12 protein-coding genes are annotated in these 17,856 nt (G+C 49.3%); 4 read left to right on the plus strand and 8 right to left on the minus strand.

Going from position 1 to position 17,856, the window contains the following annotated elements:
• Positions 1-82 precede the first annotated feature (82 nt).
• The 5 genes from udp to BZG74_RS10995 form a co-directional block, all read right to left on the minus strand.
• Positions 83-844 (minus strand): uridine phosphorylase, encoded by a 762-nt coding sequence (udp, locus tag BZG74_RS10975; protein WP_077772637.1) that lies wholly within the window; start codon positions 842-844, stop codon positions 83-85.
• Positions 845-1,066: 222 nt separating this feature from the next.
• Positions 1,067-3,379: a zinc/cadmium/mercury/lead-transporting ATPase gene (locus tag BZG74_RS10980; protein ID WP_077772638.1), complete on the minus strand. Its 2,313-nt coding sequence runs from the start codon at positions 3,377-3,379 to the stop codon at positions 1,067-1,069.
• A 167-nt stretch (positions 3,380-3,546) separates the two neighbouring features.
• The gene (gene gltS, locus BZG74_RS10985) at positions 3,547-4,773 is read right to left on the minus strand and encodes a sodium/glutamate symporter (protein ID WP_077772639.1); all 1,227 of its coding nucleotides are present in this window, start codon (positions 4,771-4,773) and stop codon (positions 3,547-3,549) included.
• 475 nt (positions 4,774-5,248) lie between these two features.
• Positions 5,249-5,665: a CBS domain-containing protein gene (locus BZG74_RS10990; protein ID WP_046073384.1), complete on the minus strand. Its 417-nt coding sequence runs from the start codon at positions 5,663-5,665 to the stop codon at positions 5,249-5,251.
• A gap of 138 nt (positions 5,666-5,803) precedes the next feature.
• Positions 5,804-6,598 (minus strand): DUF2927 domain-containing protein, encoded by a 795-nt coding sequence (locus tag BZG74_RS10995; protein WP_158020645.1) that lies wholly within the window; start codon positions 6,596-6,598, stop codon positions 5,804-5,806.
• 249 nt (positions 6,599-6,847) lie between these two features.
• Here BZG74_RS10995 and BZG74_RS11000 point away from each other — a divergent pair, with 249 nt between their 5' ends.
• The 4 genes from BZG74_RS11000 to BZG74_RS11015 all read left to right on the plus strand — a co-directional run bounded on the left by BZG74_RS11000 (position 6,848) and on the right by BZG74_RS11015 (position 14,154).
• Complete coding sequence (locus BZG74_RS11000; RefSeq protein ID WP_077772641.1) at positions 6,848-8,860, plus strand: M4 family metallopeptidase; 2,013 nt, start codon at positions 6,848-6,850, stop codon at positions 8,858-8,860.
• A gap of 192 nt (positions 8,861-9,052) precedes the next feature.
• The gene (locus BZG74_RS11005) at positions 9,053-10,855 is read left to right on the plus strand and encodes a Na/Pi cotransporter family protein (protein WP_235605751.1); all 1,803 of its coding nucleotides are present in this window, start codon (positions 9,053-9,055) and stop codon (positions 10,853-10,855) included.
• Between the two features lie 121 nt (positions 10,856-10,976).
• Positions 10,977-13,412 carry a M9 family metallopeptidase gene (locus BZG74_RS11010; RefSeq protein ID WP_077772643.1) on the plus strand — a complete coding sequence of 812 codons (2,436 nt, stop codon included), beginning with the start codon at positions 10,977-10,979 and terminating at the stop codon, positions 13,410-13,412.
• A gap of 187 nt (positions 13,413-13,599) precedes the next feature.
• Positions 13,600-14,154 (plus strand): sugar O-acetyltransferase, encoded by a 555-nt coding sequence (locus BZG74_RS11015; RefSeq protein WP_077772644.1) that lies wholly within the window; start codon positions 13,600-13,602, stop codon positions 14,152-14,154.
• 10 nt (positions 14,155-14,164) lie between these two features.
• On the opposite strand, the gene BZG74_RS11020 is transcribed toward BZG74_RS11015, so the two are convergent.
• The 3 genes from BZG74_RS11020 to BZG74_RS11030 form a co-directional block, all read right to left on the minus strand.
• Positions 14,165-15,136 (minus strand): ABC transporter substrate-binding protein, encoded by a 972-nt coding sequence (locus BZG74_RS11020; protein WP_077772645.1) that lies wholly within the window; start codon positions 15,134-15,136, stop codon positions 14,165-14,167.
• 140 nt (positions 15,137-15,276) lie between these two features.
• Complete coding sequence (locus BZG74_RS11025) at positions 15,277-16,770, minus strand: aerolysin family beta-barrel pore-forming toxin (RefSeq protein ID WP_077772646.1); 1,494 nt, start codon at positions 16,768-16,770, stop codon at positions 15,277-15,279.
• Positions 16,771-17,078: 308 nt separating this feature from the next.
• On the minus strand, positions 17,079-17,856 hold a 778-nt coding region (locus BZG74_RS11030), incomplete at its 5' end, for a winged helix-turn-helix domain-containing protein (protein WP_158020646.1).

A 17,856-nucleotide genomic window follows, 5' to 3' on the forward strand; every position in this document is an offset into this window, starting at 1 on the left:
ATCTTGCAATACAGCTACTATCAACAAAAAACGCGGCGCCCTTTGACACCGCGTTTTGGTAGGATAACGACGTCTCGCTTATTTACAGGAGCTTACGTGCAGCCTCGACGACCACTTTAATCGAGCGCGCTTCTGTCTCTTTCAAGGTCGCATGATCTGGGGTCTCTTTTTGTGTGCGATTGATAATCACACCAGCCACACAGCCTGCTCGTAGGCCGGAGCTAGCACACATGGTCAGCAATGTGGCTGATTCCATCTCAAAGTTCAGCACACCCATGTCCTGCCATTCTTGCATTGAGCCTTGGAAACGACGCACCACACGGCCGCTAAAGGTATCGTAACGCTCTTGACCTGGGTAGAAGGTATCACTGGATGCCGTCACGCCAGTGTGAACCGTCGCACCATCTTCATCAACGGCGGCTTTCATGGCCGTGGCGACGTCAAAATCGGCCACCGCAGGGAACTCCATTGGTGCAAAGTGCGTACTTGCGCCGTCAAGACGCACCGAGCCGGTGGTGACAATCATGTCGCCGACATTAATGTCCGGCTGAATCGCGCCTGTAGTCCCTACGCGTAGGAAAGTACCAACACCAAGTTGTGCCAACTCCTCAACCGCAATAGAGGTCGATGGGCCACCGATACCTGTTGAACAAACCACCACAGGTTTGCCATCAAGCCAACCGAGATACAAAGTGTATTCACGCTGAGAGGCAAGAAACGTGGGTTTTTCCATCAAGTTAGCAATTTTTTCAACGCGCGCAGGGTCGCCAGGAATAATCGCCGTGGTTGCGCCTTGAAGATCCGCTTTTGTTACGCCAAGGTGAAATACAGGGGTATCAGACATCATTCGTCTCCTCGCTGGATGCTATCATCCGCATTAGAATCAATGTGATGCCTACGTGAGCAGGCATCAACGCGTTATTGGTTATGTGGTTAGGATACCCAAATTTTACGCCTTTTGTGTGACCACCATCGACCTATTGCCATATTGATTATTACAGATTTCAGAATTTAGAGATCGCTATCACTTTATAAAGGCAAAAGCAGACAGCCTTTGCCCTGGTTTTTAGCGCGGATCACCAAGTAAACGTAGTGCATTCAGCGTGACTAACGCGGTGGCACCGCTGTCAGCCAGCACTGCGACCCATAGGCCGGTAATCCCTAATACGCTGGTCACCAAAAACACCCCTTTTAGCCCGAGAGCGATGGTGATGTTTTGCCGTACATTCGCTTGAGTGGCACGCGCTAGGTGTAACACCCTTGGGAGCTCAACCAGCCGGTTATGACTCAATGCCGCCTCAGCGGTTTCTAGCGCCACATCGGTACCACTTCCCATTGCAACACCCACGTGCGACGCTTTCATTGCCGGCGCATCATTAATGCCATCACCAACCATGGCGATACGATATTGCCCTGCCAGTGCTTCTACCGCCTCAACCTTATTCTCCGGCAATAGTCCCGCGCGGTAATCAATATCCAGTTCACGGGCAATTTCAGCGGCTGAGGTCGGGTTATCGCCGGTCAACATCACAGGTTGAATACCCATAGCGCGCAATTGCTCGATGGCTTCTCGCGCATCCTGTCGCAGTGTATCTCGCCAGCCGATCATCCCTTGTGGTTGCTCGTCAATGAGCACAACCGCAACCGTCACCCCGCGCTCGGCCGCCGATTTGGCCTCTTGATATTGCGCATGGTTTAAGGTCGACTCAGCCAGTTTGTCTAACGCAACCAACCTGATTGATTGTCCCTCGACAACACCTTGCACGCCGCGACCAGCATTCGCTTGGATATGAGAGGCATCCGGCACCGAGATGCCTCGCTCAGCGCTATACAACACTAAGGATTTTGCCAATGGGTGATGGCTGCCACGTTCTATCGCCGTCGCCGCTTGAAGCAGAGCGCTCTCATCACCGTGCCATGCGCGCACATCGGTCACCATGGGTTTACCTTCGGTGAGCGTACCGGTTTTATCTAACGAGACAGCATTGACGCTTGCCAGTGTTTCCAGTGCCGCCCCACCTTTTATCAATGCTCCGTGACGCGCAGCGGTAGCGAGCCCGGAGGTAATCGCCGCAGGTGTCGAGATCACGAGCGCGCATGGACAGGCGATCAATAACAGTGCTAAGCCTCGATATAACCACTCTTGCCAGCTGGCGGCAAAGAACAGGGGTGGAATCACTACAACTAGCACCGCAAGCCCGATCATCGCCGGCGTGTACCAGCGGCTAAATTTATCGATAAACCGTTCTATCGGCGCTTTTTTCGATTCGGCCTGTTCAATAAGCCGCAAAATACGGTCAATCGCATTTTCACCTTGCGCCGATGTCACGGTCAGCTGCACCGTTTTATCGGTTGCAAGACTGCCCGCCATCACGGTATCACCGGGTTCAATATCGACAGGAATAGGTTCACCCGTCAGCGCACTTTGGTCGAAACTGGCGGCACCTTCCATCAGTTGCCCATCCGCGGGGAGCCGCTCACCAGCACTGATTTCAATCCGATCACCTGGCAGTAGATCACTGGCAGCCACGGTCTCACGAGAACCGTCGCTATTAATTCGCGTCACAGTTTCTGGCACCAATGCCATCAGCGACTGAATGCCATCGCGGGCGCGGGTGGACGCATACCCTTCTAACCGCTCGCCAATCAGAAACAACACCAAGACCATCGCCGCCTCAGTGGTCTCTCCAAGGTATAATGCACCGATGGCCGCAATACTCATCAAGGTTTCAATCGAAAACGGCGATCCTTGACGCGCCAATCGACCCGCTTTAAGCACAATGGGAGCGAGACCAACGACTGTCGCTGCAGTAAACAGCCAATCAGATAAAGAAGCGGACCAGTAATGCAGCCCCCAAGCCACCAGCATAATGCTAATCAAACCAAACAGCAGAGCGTCATCGCGCCATTTTCGCCAGCCAGAGGGAGCCGTGGCGGTTTGATCCAAGGTAACCAGCGGAAAACCGGCGTTTTTAGCCGCTTGTTCAATGGCCGAGTGCGTCTCTGTTGAGGCATCGTGCGCTAAAGAGACCCGCAGTTTTTCAGTGGCAAAAAGTACTTGTGTGCTCTCTACACCAGGCGTGGCATGGATTGCTTTTTCAAGTTTAGCGGCACAGCTTGGGCAGTCCATGCCGGTCACCACCCACTCATAGGAGATAGAAGGTAGTTGAGGAGATGACGCCGAAGACGTGCTCTCGTCGCTATCGTCACACTGTGTTCGAGGCCGGTCGGGATCGTCATCGCCCGAGGTGCCCTCGCCGTCTTGATGGCTTGAACAGCAGCTCGACGCTTGGCAGGTATCAGTTACCGTAGTCGTAGACGGAGAAACGGTTTGATGGTGTGGCTGATGACAGTGGTGATGTCCACAATGCTTACACATAATCGACTCCTTCTTTGGTCGTTGTGTCATTATCTTGTGGTCAGTATAAGGGTTGGAGCCCACTCCAGAGTCAAGCGCTTATCGAAACAACTCTCATTTGTTTTGCCAAACGCTGCACAACAGCAGGAAAAAGGTGCGCCCAGCGATGATGGCTGAGCGCAATACATCTATTGGATAATAAAAATGTAGCCCTGTAGTATTAGGAGGTTAACGATATCGATAAAGAAAGCCCCCACAATCGGCACTACCATAAAGGCTTGGGGGGCGGGGCCAAAACGATTCACGATTGATCCCATATTCATCACCGCGGTCGGGGTGGCGCCGAGGCCAAAACCACAATGCCCGCCAGCAATCACGGCCCCTGTGTAATTACTCCCCATCAACTTAAACGTGACGTAATAACTAAATAAGCCAATAACAACCGATTGAACCGCCAAAATGATTAAAAACGGCACCGCCAAATCGAGAATATTCCATAGCTTGAGCGTCATTAGCGCCATCGCTAAAAATAACGATAGGGAAACTGTTCCTACCATATCTACGGTTTCTGACTCTAGCTTTCTGAGTTTAAAGACCTCTAGCGTATTCGTAACAATCACACCCAAGAATAAAGCATAAACAAAGTCAGGTACCATGAGCCATTCAATATTAAACCCGTTTACCCACTCAGATAAATGGCGAGCCCCCGTAATACAAAGTAGTAAAATAAATAAGACTTCAATGACTTTCTTCGCTGTTACTTTATCTTCTTCATTTTCATTGTAAGTCACAAGTTCGGGATATTTTTCGTGTGTTGTGGTGCCACGCCCATATTCAGACTCAAGCTGATGTTTATTAATCAAACGCTGAGCAACTGGACTACCAATGATACCGCCAATCACAAGGCCGAGTGTTGCCGACGCCATGGCAATTTCGAGTGTACTTTGAATACCATACTCATCGGTTAATATCTGTGCCCAAGCGGCGCCAGTACCATGCCCGCCGGACAGGGTAATGGAGCCAGCGACCAGTCCCATCAGAGGATCCAAGCCAAGCATCGACGCAAAACTGACACCAATGGCGTTTTGTATAATGATGTACACAGATGCGATGGCAAGAAACCAAAATACCTTTAAACCACCTTTTACCAATTGTTTATAATTTGCTGCCAGACCAACGGTAGCAAAAAACATCAACATGAACGTATCTTTTAGTGGAAGACTAAACTTAAAATCGATACCGTTGTAATGTAATACAGATATAACACACGCAATGATTAACCCGCCCACAATCGGCTCTGGGATATTAAACTTGCGCAATGCGGGGATTTTTGAATTAACAAAATGGCCTAAAAAAAGGACACCGATGGCAATCAGGAATGATTCTAGCGCACCAATTGAATTGAGTTGATACATATAACCTCTTTGTTTCTCTCACCTCATCCTCCCTGATTATTTAATTTGACCTTTGTTTTACCTCATTTACGTTCACATTAACGTCAATACGGGTTAGCCACACTTCACGATACTCCAGCATCCTGCTTATCGTTTTGCTGCCGCGCTTGGGCTTTTTTACGCCTCAACCTCGCGATAACTGCCCGCTACCAACGGGCGGCACAATAGCAGAAAAACGTAAAACAAGCACCAACAATCGAACTATATATCGTCATATAGCAAGTAACTACTTAAACAGGCAGGATTAAAATTGACTTACCAGCACATAAGACTGAATGAAAAACAACCACAATTCGTTCGGTTTTTGTACTTAGGCAGCGATGAAGCGCGGCGAGATAGTCGTAAGGTAGGGGGAGAGAGTAAAAAAAGCGACGCGGGTATCAATACGAGAATGAGCGCACCTTACCCCGTTTGTAAGGTGCGCAATAAACAAACCTCAAACAGGATGGGTAAGACATTCACCCATTTGCATACTGATGGCTCTTAAGACATCTCGCCGGGTGATAATACCCACCAACTTGCCCTCGTCGACCACGGGGTACAGTTTAGGTTTGGTCGGCGCCATCATTTCAGCCAATTTGATAATGCTATCCTCAGATTCAACCGCCAAGGCATTACTGGTCATGCAATCAGCCACGGCGTGTGAATCTTGACAGTGATAGCTGTCGCGCAATAGCTGTTGCAACATATCTTGCTCAGAAATAAAACCAACCAAACGCTTGTTAGCATCCACCACAGGTCCACCAGTCTGCTGACTGCGGAGCAGTTTTTCCAGTGCACTGGAAAGCGGCATATCCGGTGAAAAGGTTACCGGGCGTTTATTCATATAATCTTTAACGGTGATCGACTCCATGTCGCCTCCCTTAATCGTCATGACAATCTGTTGTCCAGTACTTTAAGTGTTGTCGAAGTTGGCGAAATGTCTAAATCACTTTAAACAATTTGTGTTATTGAGCAAACCAATGGATAAATAGCTCGCTCTATCGGTGGGCTACCAGCCGAGTAAACGATAAAGCTCACCGGTTTTGACACTTCGGTGTGCATTATCGATGGTGCCATCACGAGCCCACTGTTCAACGACAGGTCGAATGATAGCTTGCGCCGTTTGCCAATCTTGACCTGCTTCTATTTCGTCGAGATACAACAATCTTAGCAGTAGGCCATCTAGCCCAGTCAAAAGCTGCTGTGGCGTGCGGTCATTAAAAATCGATGGAAAAACCCGGTCATCGTCATTAGGCAGTCCCATCACTTGGGTCAACTCTTCCACCACACAGGCCACTAGCTTCCCTTTGGACCGCGCCAAATCAACGGGAATAACGACCGCTGCATAACGAATCGCACCATGTTTATTGACCCGAAAGTTAGCCGCGCACACAGCATCACGTAATGGCGACACATCGGCATTGGCAAACTGCTTGCGCGCGTCATCTAAAAAACGTTCATGATTGGTGAACATAATCGTCAGGTTGGCGCGCTGCGCAATGGTGGTTGGGATAAAGTCGATCCCGGTTAGCGTTGCAAGGTGTGACAAATGATAAGAGACAAGGTCATCGTGTAACTGGCTCTCACTGATCGGGTGCGAGACATGATACCGGATCGGGCCTTCCCACTTACGCACGCCTTGTTCACCTTGCACATACTCGCTTTGAAATGCGATGCGATAAAAAGCATCGACAATATAATCGGGCGATTGCCAAGCCTGTTGATTGGCCATCACAGGCATCACCGTTAGGCAAACACCTAATAACACCACCCGCTGAAAAAGCCGCCAATATGAGTGACTCACAGTGTTACTCCCGATATTGAATCCCTTAGCTAGCATAGTCACGAAAGTGCGACGCTTGAATCATTTTTTTAACAATCGCTAGCGCTGTCTTTTATTTTGTGCATAAAACGTAAAAACCTAATGTCAGTTCCATTTTTCTAGACATTTTTTGAACCAGATCCTCATTCTCACCGCTAAAAAACCCCGCTAGACGCACACTATGGATAGTAACCAACGATTTTTAACTCGTTGTAGTATGAAGAGGAAACTATGCGTAAAACGCTACTCGCTTTAACCCTTCCATTAGCGATACCTGCTCAGGCTGCCAATGTGGTCGATGCCTCAAGCTTAGATTTGAGCGCGGCATTAAACCATGATCAGTCACGCGCAATGACGGCATCATCGCCAGCACTAAGCTTTCGTGAAAAATCACGCCTACAAGTGGGTAATAAAGCCTTGGTGCGCAAGCAGCAGCTGCATCATGGCGTTCCCGTTTACGGTTATTCGGTGGTCGAAAACACCACCGCACGCGGCTTCGCGCCCAGCGTAAAAGGTGACGTTGTCACTGATATCGGGCAAGATATCGGTGGTACGCTACCGATGATTAATCAGCAGCAGGCCATTGCAATTGCACAAGGCCAAACAAGCCAAGGCAATCGGCATTTTCACCAAGCCGATGCGAACACAGAACTCTTGGTCTGGCTGGATAAACAACAAACAGCGCGCCTGGTCTACAAAGTTGACTACCTTGCCGGCGACAACGGTCACCCTTCGCGTCCGATGAAAATTGTTGATGCTAAGTCTGGCGAGATCCTCGATAGCTGGGAGGGCATCGCGCATCTAGAAGCGGGGGGCCCCGGCGGTAACCAAAAGAGCGGTCGATTTAATTTCGGCCCCAATACCCAACTGGGCAGTTTTCAGGTTAACCGCTACTGCCAAATGGATAGTCCCAATGTGGTGACATTAAACATGAATAACCGCGAATGGGGCGGAGAGGTTCATCAGTTCAATTGCCCACAAAACACCTACCGTCAAGTCAACGGTGCGTATGCGCCGATGAATGATGCGCAGTTTTTTGGCCAAAAAGTATTTGATATGTACCAAGATTGGCTCGGTATACGTCCGATTCGACAAAAGCTCACCATGCGCGTCCACTACGGCCAAGGTTATGGCAATGCTTTTTGGGATGGCAGGCAAATGACCTTTGGCGACGGTAATCGCAGCATGTACCCCCTAACCACTTGGGATGTCATTGCTCACGAAGTGAGCCATGGTTTTACCGAGCAAAACTCAGGGCTTGAGTACCGTGGTATGTCCGGTGGGATGAATGAGTCATTCTCGGATGTTGCCGCCGCGGCATTGGGTCAGTATGTGTTCGGTGAGTTTAACTGGAAAATGGGTGAAGATGTAATGAAGCATAGCGAAGCCATGCGCTATTTCATCAACCCTAGCCAAGATGGACGCTCGATTGGTCATGTAAACCGCTATTACTCTGGTATCGATGTACACTTTAGCTCTGGCATATTTAACAAAGCTTTTTATCATCTCGCCACCAGCGAACAGTGGAACATCAAAAAGGCTTTTAAAGCATATGCGACAGCGAATCAGCTTTATTGGCGTCCAAATTCTAGCTTCCAGCAAGGCGCTGAGGGCATCTGTGAAGCAGCAAAAGCGTTAAACTATCCAGCTGGAGCAGTAAGCCAAGCCTTTGCCGAAGTAGGGATTCAAACTCAAGGTTGCCAAGGGACGGGAGGAAACCCTAAACCTGACCCGGAGCCAGAGCCACAACCTGAGCCAGAAATCTTGCCCCTGGCACTCGATGAGCCTGTACAAATCCAAGGACCTGCGGGTGTGGCTTACCAGTTCGTGGTAAAAAATGCGCCGCGCGGCACAGTTTGGCTCCAAACCTATCGTGGCCACGGTGAAGTGGACTTATATGCCGCGGTGGGTCGTCCTGCGAGTGTCCAAGACAACGACTGCGCGTCAACCAACACAGGTAACGAGGAGTATTGTGGCTTTAGTCAAATTCAAGGAATGGATTTGTACGTCACGGTAGTAGGGGCGCGCGACTATGTCACCAACGTTCTCGCACGCTTAGACGATCGCGGCGTTGAAACCAACCGCTGTACCAATATGCCGACTTGGGGTGGATACAACTATTATCCAGCAGGCGTCACCGTTCAGTATCAAGGGCACCTATTCCAGGCCACGCAAGACAACTGGGGCATAGACCCTTTCACTAACCAATGGGTTTGGCAGTATCAAGGCAGCTGCCAAGGCTAACTTCTCTGCGGCCGACTTTCTCTCGGCCGCTTTATTTGAGTTAACACCTCCTCACGTTACGCCGAGAGTGTGATCCCCTAGCGATTATTCCCGTCAATGCTTCGTGCAACATCATCGCGCCGCTCGCATTACGGTTTTATTGCATCTATGTTAATGATTATCGGTGATAATCTAGCAATGTAGAGGCGATAAATGCGACTACCCGCGTTGAGTAATACATGTCAGTGGCGCTGTTTGGCCATCCTCTTATTTCTGCTCCCCACCTTCGCATGGGCAGCGAGCACGGACGCGTCTTCGCTCCACACTCTCACTATGTTGATGGGGCTGCTCGGTGGCTTAGCGCTGTTCTTATATGGCATGGAAAAAATGTCTAATGCGCTGAAAAACGCCGCTGGAAGCCGACTCAAATCCTTACTCGCCAAACTCACCACCAACCGTGTCGCCGGTGTTTTGACGGGCGCGGGAGTCACAGCCACCATTCAATCCTCTTCTGTCACCACCGTATTGCTCATCGGTTTTATTTCCGCAGGGTTAATGTCACTCGCGCAAGCAACTGGGGTGATCATGGGGGCCAATATTGGGACAACCATTACCGCCCAGATTGTGGCCTTTAAAATCACTCAAGCCGCCTATCTGATGGTCGCTATCGGCTTTTTAATTGAATTTACGGCCAAAGCCGATAAAACCAAGCAATACGGTAAAATGTTATTCGGGTTGGGGTTGATCTTCACAGGGATGAATGTGATGAGTGAGGCAATGTCGCCTCTGCGCGATTATCAGCCGTTCATTGATGCCATGGCGAAAATGCACAATCCTTTTTTTGCCATTTTACTTGCGGCCTTGTTTACCGCGTTAGTGCAGTCTTCATCTGCGACAACCGGGATTGTCATCGTCCTCGCGGGGCAAGGCTTTATCTCCCTTGAAAGCGGGATCGCACTCTCAATGGGTGCCAACGTCGGCACCTGTGTGACCGCCCTCCTCGCTGCTATCGGTAAATCGCGGGAGGCCAAACAAACCGCCAGTGTGCATATTCTGTTTAACATTATCGGGGTGTTGATATGGCTTCCATTGATCAGTGTTTTGAGTGATTGGAGCGTCGCACTTTCGCCGAGCCATCCTGATCTCACGGGCGTTGAACGCTTAGGGGCTGAACTTCCTCGTCAAATTGCCAATGCCAACACCCTATTCAACGTCGTCAATACACTTGTCATGTTGCCGTTTATCGGCGGGTTTGTTTGGCTTGCAAAGAAGATCGTCCCTAAAACTCGTAAGCCTGCACCGAGTGAACAACCTATTGTTTCTCCCAAGTACCTCTCTAAAGAGCTGCTGATGACACCCGATATTGCCATGGATCAAGCCCAGCTCGAGATTGGACGCATCGGACGCCGAGTTTGCAATATGATGAATGCACTCCCGCCTCTCACTTCTAAATTAGCTTCCCAGCAAGAGCGAGAAGCGGCTAATTATGCGTTAGAGAAAATCGATGAGCTTGAGCATCAAGTCGATATTTTGCACGGACATGTGCTTTTTTATCTCGGTCGATTGCGTAAAGAGCCTCTCACACAAGCACAGAGTGACCGACAGATCACCCTGATTAGCATGACCGATCAGCTTGAGAGCATTGCTGATCTGATTGAAGACACCTTGGTGCCCATCATGGATAAATCACTGCATGCTGAGATCGATATCAGTGATGAGATGCGTGAAATTCTTGATAATATTCAAGACAAAGTCACACATGCGCTGCTAGATAGCGTGAATGCCATTCGACGTGGTGATAATAAACGCGCGAAACAAGTACTGCATACCAAACGTGCGCTTAACGCGCTATTGGATAAAGTGCTTGCCCATCAAGCCGAGCGCTTGGTAGAGCATGACGCCAACCGTTTGCAACTTTTTAGTATCGAGATGGAGTGGACCGAATCGCTAAAGCGCGTGTATACAGTGACGAAACGGATCGCCAAACTACACCTGCGAGAAAAAGACCCGCAGTGATACGTCACTAGCAGACTTTAAAAAGAAAACGGAACCAAGCCCTAATTTTTAGGCTGATTAAAACAATAGTGTCGGGAAAATCGTTATAACGGCTCCGCCTAATCATATCTAGGAGCTTGAAATGTATACACTATTTCCTTCCCGACCCAAAACTCTTTCGGCACTCATTGCGCTTGCCGCCTTTAGTAGCACCAGTGCATGGGCTGATGCTCAATGTGACATTGCCGATTTAGCGGCCAGTAACACGCCGCTCCAAGCCATTATGAGTGCTGAACGCAGTTGCTTTACCAGCTGGTACGACACCACGTCTATTCGATATCGCAACGTCTACCAAGAAACCTTTGTAAACAAAGTGGCGCAGCGCCTAGCGCAGACCATTGCCAATTATCAAGGGGATGACAGCCAAGCCCGCCAAATTGCTAACTTAGCCGAGTATGTGCGCGCCGCCTACTATGTTCGCTTTTATAGTGATAAAGCGAACGCCGACTTTTCGGACGCACTAGACGACCGCCTTGCGGATGCCATCAACACATTTTTGCATTCGCCCTACGCAACGGCAAAAGGTAGCGCCCAAACCGATGCCTTGCATGGCTTAACGCTGATGGCCGATAGCATCAAGCGTTTACCGCAAACTTTGGACCTACAAATTCAACTGCTTGAAAACCTCAGGCAAGATCGCCTACATGAACGCCGTTACGCGGATGCACTGAATAACCTTTTCCGTGCCATGGCAGGCCACCAATCACGTCAGGCCTTTTATGACGAGCTTGCTGCCGACCTCTCATTGATTGACCGTCTCTATCAATTCGTGTTGGATAACCCACAACTGTCCAACAGCGAGCACGGTGCACTATTGGTGTCGAATACCGTCCGTGAAATGGGGCGACTATTGATGGCGCCACAAGCCAGCGTGCGAGATCGTGTGATGAGTCATTATCGCGACTTGTTACCCCGTTTCCCACTGGGCGGCAAAAACGACGCGGTTTGGGTAGGCATGGTAGAAATGGTGGATGCTTACGCCCCCGATAAAATGACCGAATTAGGTCTGTCTGACGCCAAAGCGACACTGGAAGCCAAAGTGGTACCTTATCGCCACCAATGTGAAGGCCCGGCGATCATTCGCTCACAAAGCATGACACTAGCGCAATCGCAACAAGCATGCGAAAGCCTGCATCAAAAAGAAGTTGCCTTCCATCAAACCGTGAACTCAGGCTATCAGGCCGTCGCCGATGATCTAAACGACAGTGTTGAAGTCGTGGTATTTGATAACCCGTCCGACTACAAAACCTATTCCTCGTTTTTGTTTGGTAACTCAACCGATAATGGCGGCCAATACTTAGAAGGTAATCCTTCCAAACCAGACAACCAAGCCCGTTTTATCGCGTACCGTAATGATAATGGCCAATCGCTTTCCATTTGGAACCTTGAGCACGAGTACGTTCACTATCTGGATGGCCGCTTTAATATGTACGGCGATTTCAACGACGTACTTCGCCACGGTCATACGGTGTGGTGGCTTGAAGGCTTTGCGGAGTATATGGCCCATGGTGATGACTATGCCGACGCCATACGCTTAGGCAAAGAAGGCGGCTATTCACTCAGTGACATTTTTGCCACCACTTACCAGCATGATGTGAACCGCGTATATCGCTGGGGCTATTTGGCGGTACGCTTCTTGTTTGAACAGCATCCCGAAGCTGTAGAAACCTTGCTTGAAGCCGGGCGCACCGGGAAATTCGAGCAGTGGGCAAATTTAGTCAAAGACTATGGCCATCGTTATGACCAGGAGTTTGCGCAGTGGCTGAACACCTTGGATAACACCGGTGGCGGTGAACCACCTCGTCCAGACCCTGATCCCGAGCCAGAGCAACCAGAGGTAACAACGCTATCATTGGGACAAACGGTCACCATTAGTGGACAAGCGTACAGTGAGCACCTGTATCAGATTGACCTTACCCAACCTGCTAGCGCGCTGACATTTAGCATTGCCGGACAAGGAAACGCGGATCTCTACGTGGCGAAAGGTCGTCAAGCACACTATTACGATTTTGATGCCACCGAGTGGAACCAAACCAGTCATGAGACCGTGACGCTTAATGATGTAGAACCAGGCCGCTATACCTTAAGTGTCACCGGTCGCGGTGACTTTACCGATGTCACCGTCAAAGTGAATGCGGAAGGCCAAGTGCAACCCGAGCCAACGCCAGAACCACAGCCTGAAACGCCAGCTGGCACCGATGACTTGCGCCCGGCTCAGCTTAACGTCGCCAGCCCCAACAGTATTAGCGTTTATCAACGTCGCTACCTATATGCCGATGTGCCTGAAGGCGCAACCAAAGCGCAAGTGTGGGTCATGGCGGACGGTGACGCGGGCGATCTGAGCGTATTCGCCGCCGAGGATTACTGGCCAACGCAAGCGCAAAATCAAGCCGTTTCAGACGTACCGGGCAGCAACCAGTACATCGAAATTGATTTACGTGACCAACAGCGTCTGCACTTGCTACTTGCAGGTGATGGAAGCCGAAGCCAAACCGATGTGCGTGTTTATTTTCGTTAAGCGTTAAACACCATGTTATTAAGCGCCACCGCCAAGTGGCGCTTCTTTTTGATAGTCATAGAAAGGGAAAAGAATAGAAAGAGGAAAAACGCTTAAGAAATGATTTCTGTTTTCACGCTCCCACAAACTGAGATAATGCCGTCATGACTGGTCTTGTATCACTGTTCACGAATAATAAGGAGAAACCATGACCGCATGGGAAAAAATGTGCCAAGGACTTGTCTTCGATGACAGTGATGGATCCATTGATATCAGGCGAGACCATGCCACAAGAACCTTACTGGCATTCAATCAAACAATAGAGACGACGACAAGGCAGCAACTGCTGCGCGAGTTATTAAGTGCTATCGGCGAAGGTTCGGTGATCCAACCGCCGTTCCATTGTGAATTTGGTGAGACCATTCGGGTTGGCAGCAATACCTTAATCAATATGAATGTCACTATGCTCGATGGCGCTCCGATCACTATCGGTGACCATGTGCTGATTGGCCCCAATACCCAGTTTTACACTCCCACCCACTCTCTCGATTTTCAAAGCCGCCGCTCGTGGGAGACCTGGTGCAAACCCATCGTGGTGGAAGACGATGTGTGGATTGGCGGCAATGTGGTGATCTGCCAAGGCGTGACGATCGGCGCACGCAGTGTCATTGCAGCAAACGCCGTGGTGAAACAAGACGTGCCACCTGACAGTCTTTACGGTGGCACACCCGCTCACTATATAAAAACGCTCAATGGCAAGTGAAACAGGCAAACTAGTCGATATTTCGCCAATGTGTCGGAGGAGTCAGCCCCCAGCGCTCAAATTCTGTTGCGCTATAAATGGCTCTCCCTTTCTTGCCATGAATAACCGAAATTTCCGAGGCTTCTTCACCCGCCAACACGCGGTTGACGTATTTGCCCGCTTGTACACCCTGGGATTCGCCAAATAGCACGACCCCACCAGCTGTTTGGCCTTTCCCGACCGAAAAGTCCCAAAAGCCGAACAAAGGTGTCTCACTGTTTTCATTGGTCCATGAGAGCACTTTATTAGCATCAACCACGTTGTCCGACTCATCGCGGATAATTTGGTATAAACCAACCACAATCGCATCGTAACCCTCGGATTGCTCCACTGAGTTTTTCCAAGACGTAAACAAGCGGTGATTTTCGATGGTCACATCGATACCCAGCTGTTGTTTTAAATCTTCGTATTGGCTGGCGATGTAATCGGTTGCAATCGTCGCCGTGGTGCCCGCATCAAAGAGGATTTTTACCTTCATTTGATCTTTCCCTAGCAATTCGCTCATCTCTTTCATACTGCGAGCAAACAAGGGGCGCTCCAACACACCAGTGACTCGCGCCTTACCGGCGTATTTCGCCATTAATCGACGTGGATTGGCGTTAATACCTAAAAACACTATATCGATATCTTCGTTTCTCAGTCTCGGCAGCATATGGCTCAACGCATTATCATCTCCAAGAACAACGACCTCGGGGCTAATCTTTTGATAAAGCGCCACAGCTTTATCTGCTTGCATGTCAAACTGGGACTTGGGCAAGCGTTTGGTATCCATCTCAAAAGTGTGTAGCGTCACATCATCGACAAGCGTACTTTCTAGCCCACGAATATAGCTTTCATCCCAGCCGTATTCTTTATGATAGCTCTGAACCAGCAGTACATCGGCGGCCCAAGTGGGTACAACGCTCATCAAATAGAAGGCCAGGATGTATAGATAGAGTCTCATTATGGCTCCTTGACGCCCAGTTCAACCTTCTACAACTGTAGAACAAGATTTTGGAGTGAGACGTTCCACCACCCGCCACCTGAAAAGAAAGGCCGCACCGCTTGGGTGCGGCATGTTTGCTGATTGCTTGCTTTTTCAGCTTACTGAGCAGGTTTAATCGTCAGTTCAGCATTTTCAAATCCGAGCGCGGCCAACTCATCCGAATCAAAGTTGGAAATAAGCTCCACCCCGTTCACACTGTCATGGCTACCCATTGGTGTCGCCGCGCGCTTGCTACGCGTAGCGTGTTGAGAGGCAAGCGATTTGGCTTGTCCGACTTCAATGGTGCCCGCATATTGTGATTCTGCATAAAAATCGCCAGACACATACGAGTAGAAAGGACGTAAGCTCTTTCCTGTCGCCCACTGCATACTTTGCAGCCCGTACTTCTCAACGGCCCAGCTCCAGTCCCACCATTTGACTTCGCCAGGGATATAGCGATGGTGCCACTGATAAGCGATATCCGCAGATGGCTGGCTACTGCGCCCCATGGTGAAGGTATGGCTATGTGTGGGGCGATTGTCTGGATGGGTGTGCCATGCGTTACCGCCCCAACGCAAGAAGCCATTAAAGTTAACGTCGTAACTGATGTCTGCGCCAAATCGATACGGGTAAGAGATACTAGAACGATATAACTCAACGCGGATTGGGATCTCTGAGTTAGCGGGTACAAAAGGACGCGCTTGCAAGGTCACTTGCTCGCTACTTGCACCGCCATTGCTGCTGGCAAAACTTTGGTTTGCCTCAAAGGAAATGGTTAGCTTAGTTTTGCCCACCAGCGGCCAATCAAAACTGTTTTCAGTTTCCACTTTTTGTGAAAACCCATAGGTGTTGGTTTTTTCCCAACTGGTGGACTCATCAACTTTAAGATCAACGACAACCTGTTGATCGATATCGGTATTATTACGTGCTACCGCGGAAACGGTTTTAACTAACTGGCGGTCGGACTCAACCACATCACCGTGCCAAAAGTCACTATCATTGAGGGTGTAGGCAAAGTTGTCGACCGTGATTGTGGTTTTATCACCACAGCGATAGCCATCACACCCACCATCATTATTACCACGGATGTACCACTTATCGCCTGAGCGCCACACGTCCATATCTTCGCCGACATAGTCGCTATGATTACCTCCAAGCCAGGCGTAACCGAGATAGTGAGCAAGATAACTGAGCGGCTTCACAAATTCACTGCGGTTATTGACGAGCGCATACTGAATATCAAGTTCCGTGCCCTCAGGGATACTCTTAGCGGCATAATGAGGAATTTCACCCTCATCGTTTTCTGGATAACACCAGGTATCTGCTGGCGCCCCCGACTGCTGTTTGATTTCGCCATTGTATCCACTGCCCATGATGACCCAATTACCCGCAAGCCCAGAGATCTGCCACTGCCCCATGCGATCGGTCAAATAGTCTCGATGGGTGCTTGCTTCGTCGGCGGTGAGGGGGCGGTAGTCCGCTCGACATTGGTCATCGCCTAAGTTATCGAGCACAATTTGATCAGGGTATATGTTTGCCTGCGCGAGCCCTGCATGAACCAATAATGATAAGCTGGACAGCGTGAGCGCGGTTACACGTGTTTTATTAGCCATTTGACGTATTCCTTATCGAAGCATTAATACGAGTCATTGTGCGACTGTCATGGTCGTCGCAGCCCTTACCCTTTCATAACGAATCAATAAAAAATAATGAAAAGCATTGAATTTAATTACCCTTAAATTTCATGGGTTTATGGGAATACATTCAAAAGAATACGGGGTATTCAATGTGATATTTATTCAATAACTGGGGGAGGTTATAGCGACAAAAATAGAGTATAGGCTCTATTTTCAGAGTAATTAAAAGGACAAAAAACCAAACATATTATTTAATTTAGCCACCACTCATGTGAATAGGGTCGCTATTTTTCCTGTTGGAGAAATTCATTGATTTGTTGTGTTGCGTGAACAATATTCAGTGGCGAGTAACGTATGAAAGTACTTCGATGTGTCTTCTTTGAAACAAAGATCAGGGTGGAATACTTGTGTTCTTTTTCAATGTAAACAAGGCAGTTACACTGACCGTGGGTCAAAAATTGCTCTATCGAGAAGCTAAGCTCAGTGTCAGGACGGTAAAACACGTCAAGTGCGCCCACACGTTTTTGGCTTAACCCCCCTCGTTGAGACAAATCGCTCCAGCGCCATCCATTTATCTTGCCAACCACGAAAACACTCGTGGCTACACACAATAATAGTGTCGTCGCAATCAACAAACATTGCCGGTAGAGCGGCACTTTACGCGGCTCTTGACTGACATTCTGAGTTTGGGCGGGTTGTGTTTGTTCAGGAGATACCGTGTGTTGCACTGGCGTATCATCACTCTCCTCACGGCATACCAGCTCAGCAGCAGGATGCGAGATCATCCCCTCCGTTAATCGGTAACCATACTTAGGAACTGTGATCACCAATGAGGCATCCGCACCTATTGCAAGCAATGCACGCCGCAGAGCACTGATTGATTTTGCCAGCGACGTCTGACCGATGTACTCACTGCCCCAACCATAACAAATCAGCGTCTGTTTACTCACCGCCTGAGGGGCATGCTTTAAAAGGCATTCAAGCACAAGCGTTTCCCGGAAACCTATCCGCGTTGACTTATTATTGTGATGGAGCTTTCTAGCAATATTATCGAAATAAATC

Source organism: Salinivibrio sharmensis (genome assembly GCF_001995985.1).
GTDB classification, from domain to species: Bacteria; Pseudomonadota; Gammaproteobacteria; order Enterobacterales; family Vibrionaceae; genus Salinivibrio; species Salinivibrio sharmensis.

Bases quoted from the DNA above. Each gene is read 5' to 3' on its own strand.
- BZG74_RS11025 (WP_077772646.1), bottom strand. From the start codon at position 16,770: ATGGCTAATAAAACACGTGTAACCGCGCTCACGCTGTCCAGCTTATCA.
- BZG74_RS10990 (WP_046073384.1), bottom strand. From the start codon at position 5,665: ATGGAGTCGATCACCGTTAAAGATTATATGAATAAACGCCCGGTAACC.
- BZG74_RS11010 (WP_077772643.1), top strand. From the start codon at position 10,977: ATGTATACACTATTTCCTTCCCGACCCAAAACTCTTTCGGCACTCATT.
- udp (WP_077772637.1), bottom strand. From the start codon at position 844: ATGTCTGATACCCCTGTATTTCACCTTGGCGTAACAAAAGCGGATCTT.
- BZG74_RS11000 (WP_077772641.1), top strand. From the start codon at position 6,848: ATGCGTAAAACGCTACTCGCTTTAACCCTTCCATTAGCGATACCTGCT.
- BZG74_RS11020 (WP_077772645.1), bottom strand. From the start codon at position 15,136: ATGAGACTCTATCTATACATCCTGGCCTTCTATTTGATGAGCGTTGTA.
- BZG74_RS11005 (WP_235605751.1), top strand. From the start codon at position 9,053: ATGCGACTACCCGCGTTGAGTAATACATGTCAGTGGCGCTGTTTGGCC.
- gltS (WP_077772639.1), bottom strand. From the start codon at position 4,773: ATGTATCAACTCAATTCAATTGGTGCGCTAGAATCATTCCTGATTGCC.
- BZG74_RS10980 (WP_077772638.1), bottom strand. From the start codon at position 3,379: ATGTGTAAGCATTGTGGACATCACCACTGTCATCAGCCACACCATCAA.
- BZG74_RS11015 (WP_077772644.1), top strand. From the start codon at position 13,600: ATGACCGCATGGGAAAAAATGTGCCAAGGACTTGTCTTCGATGACAGT.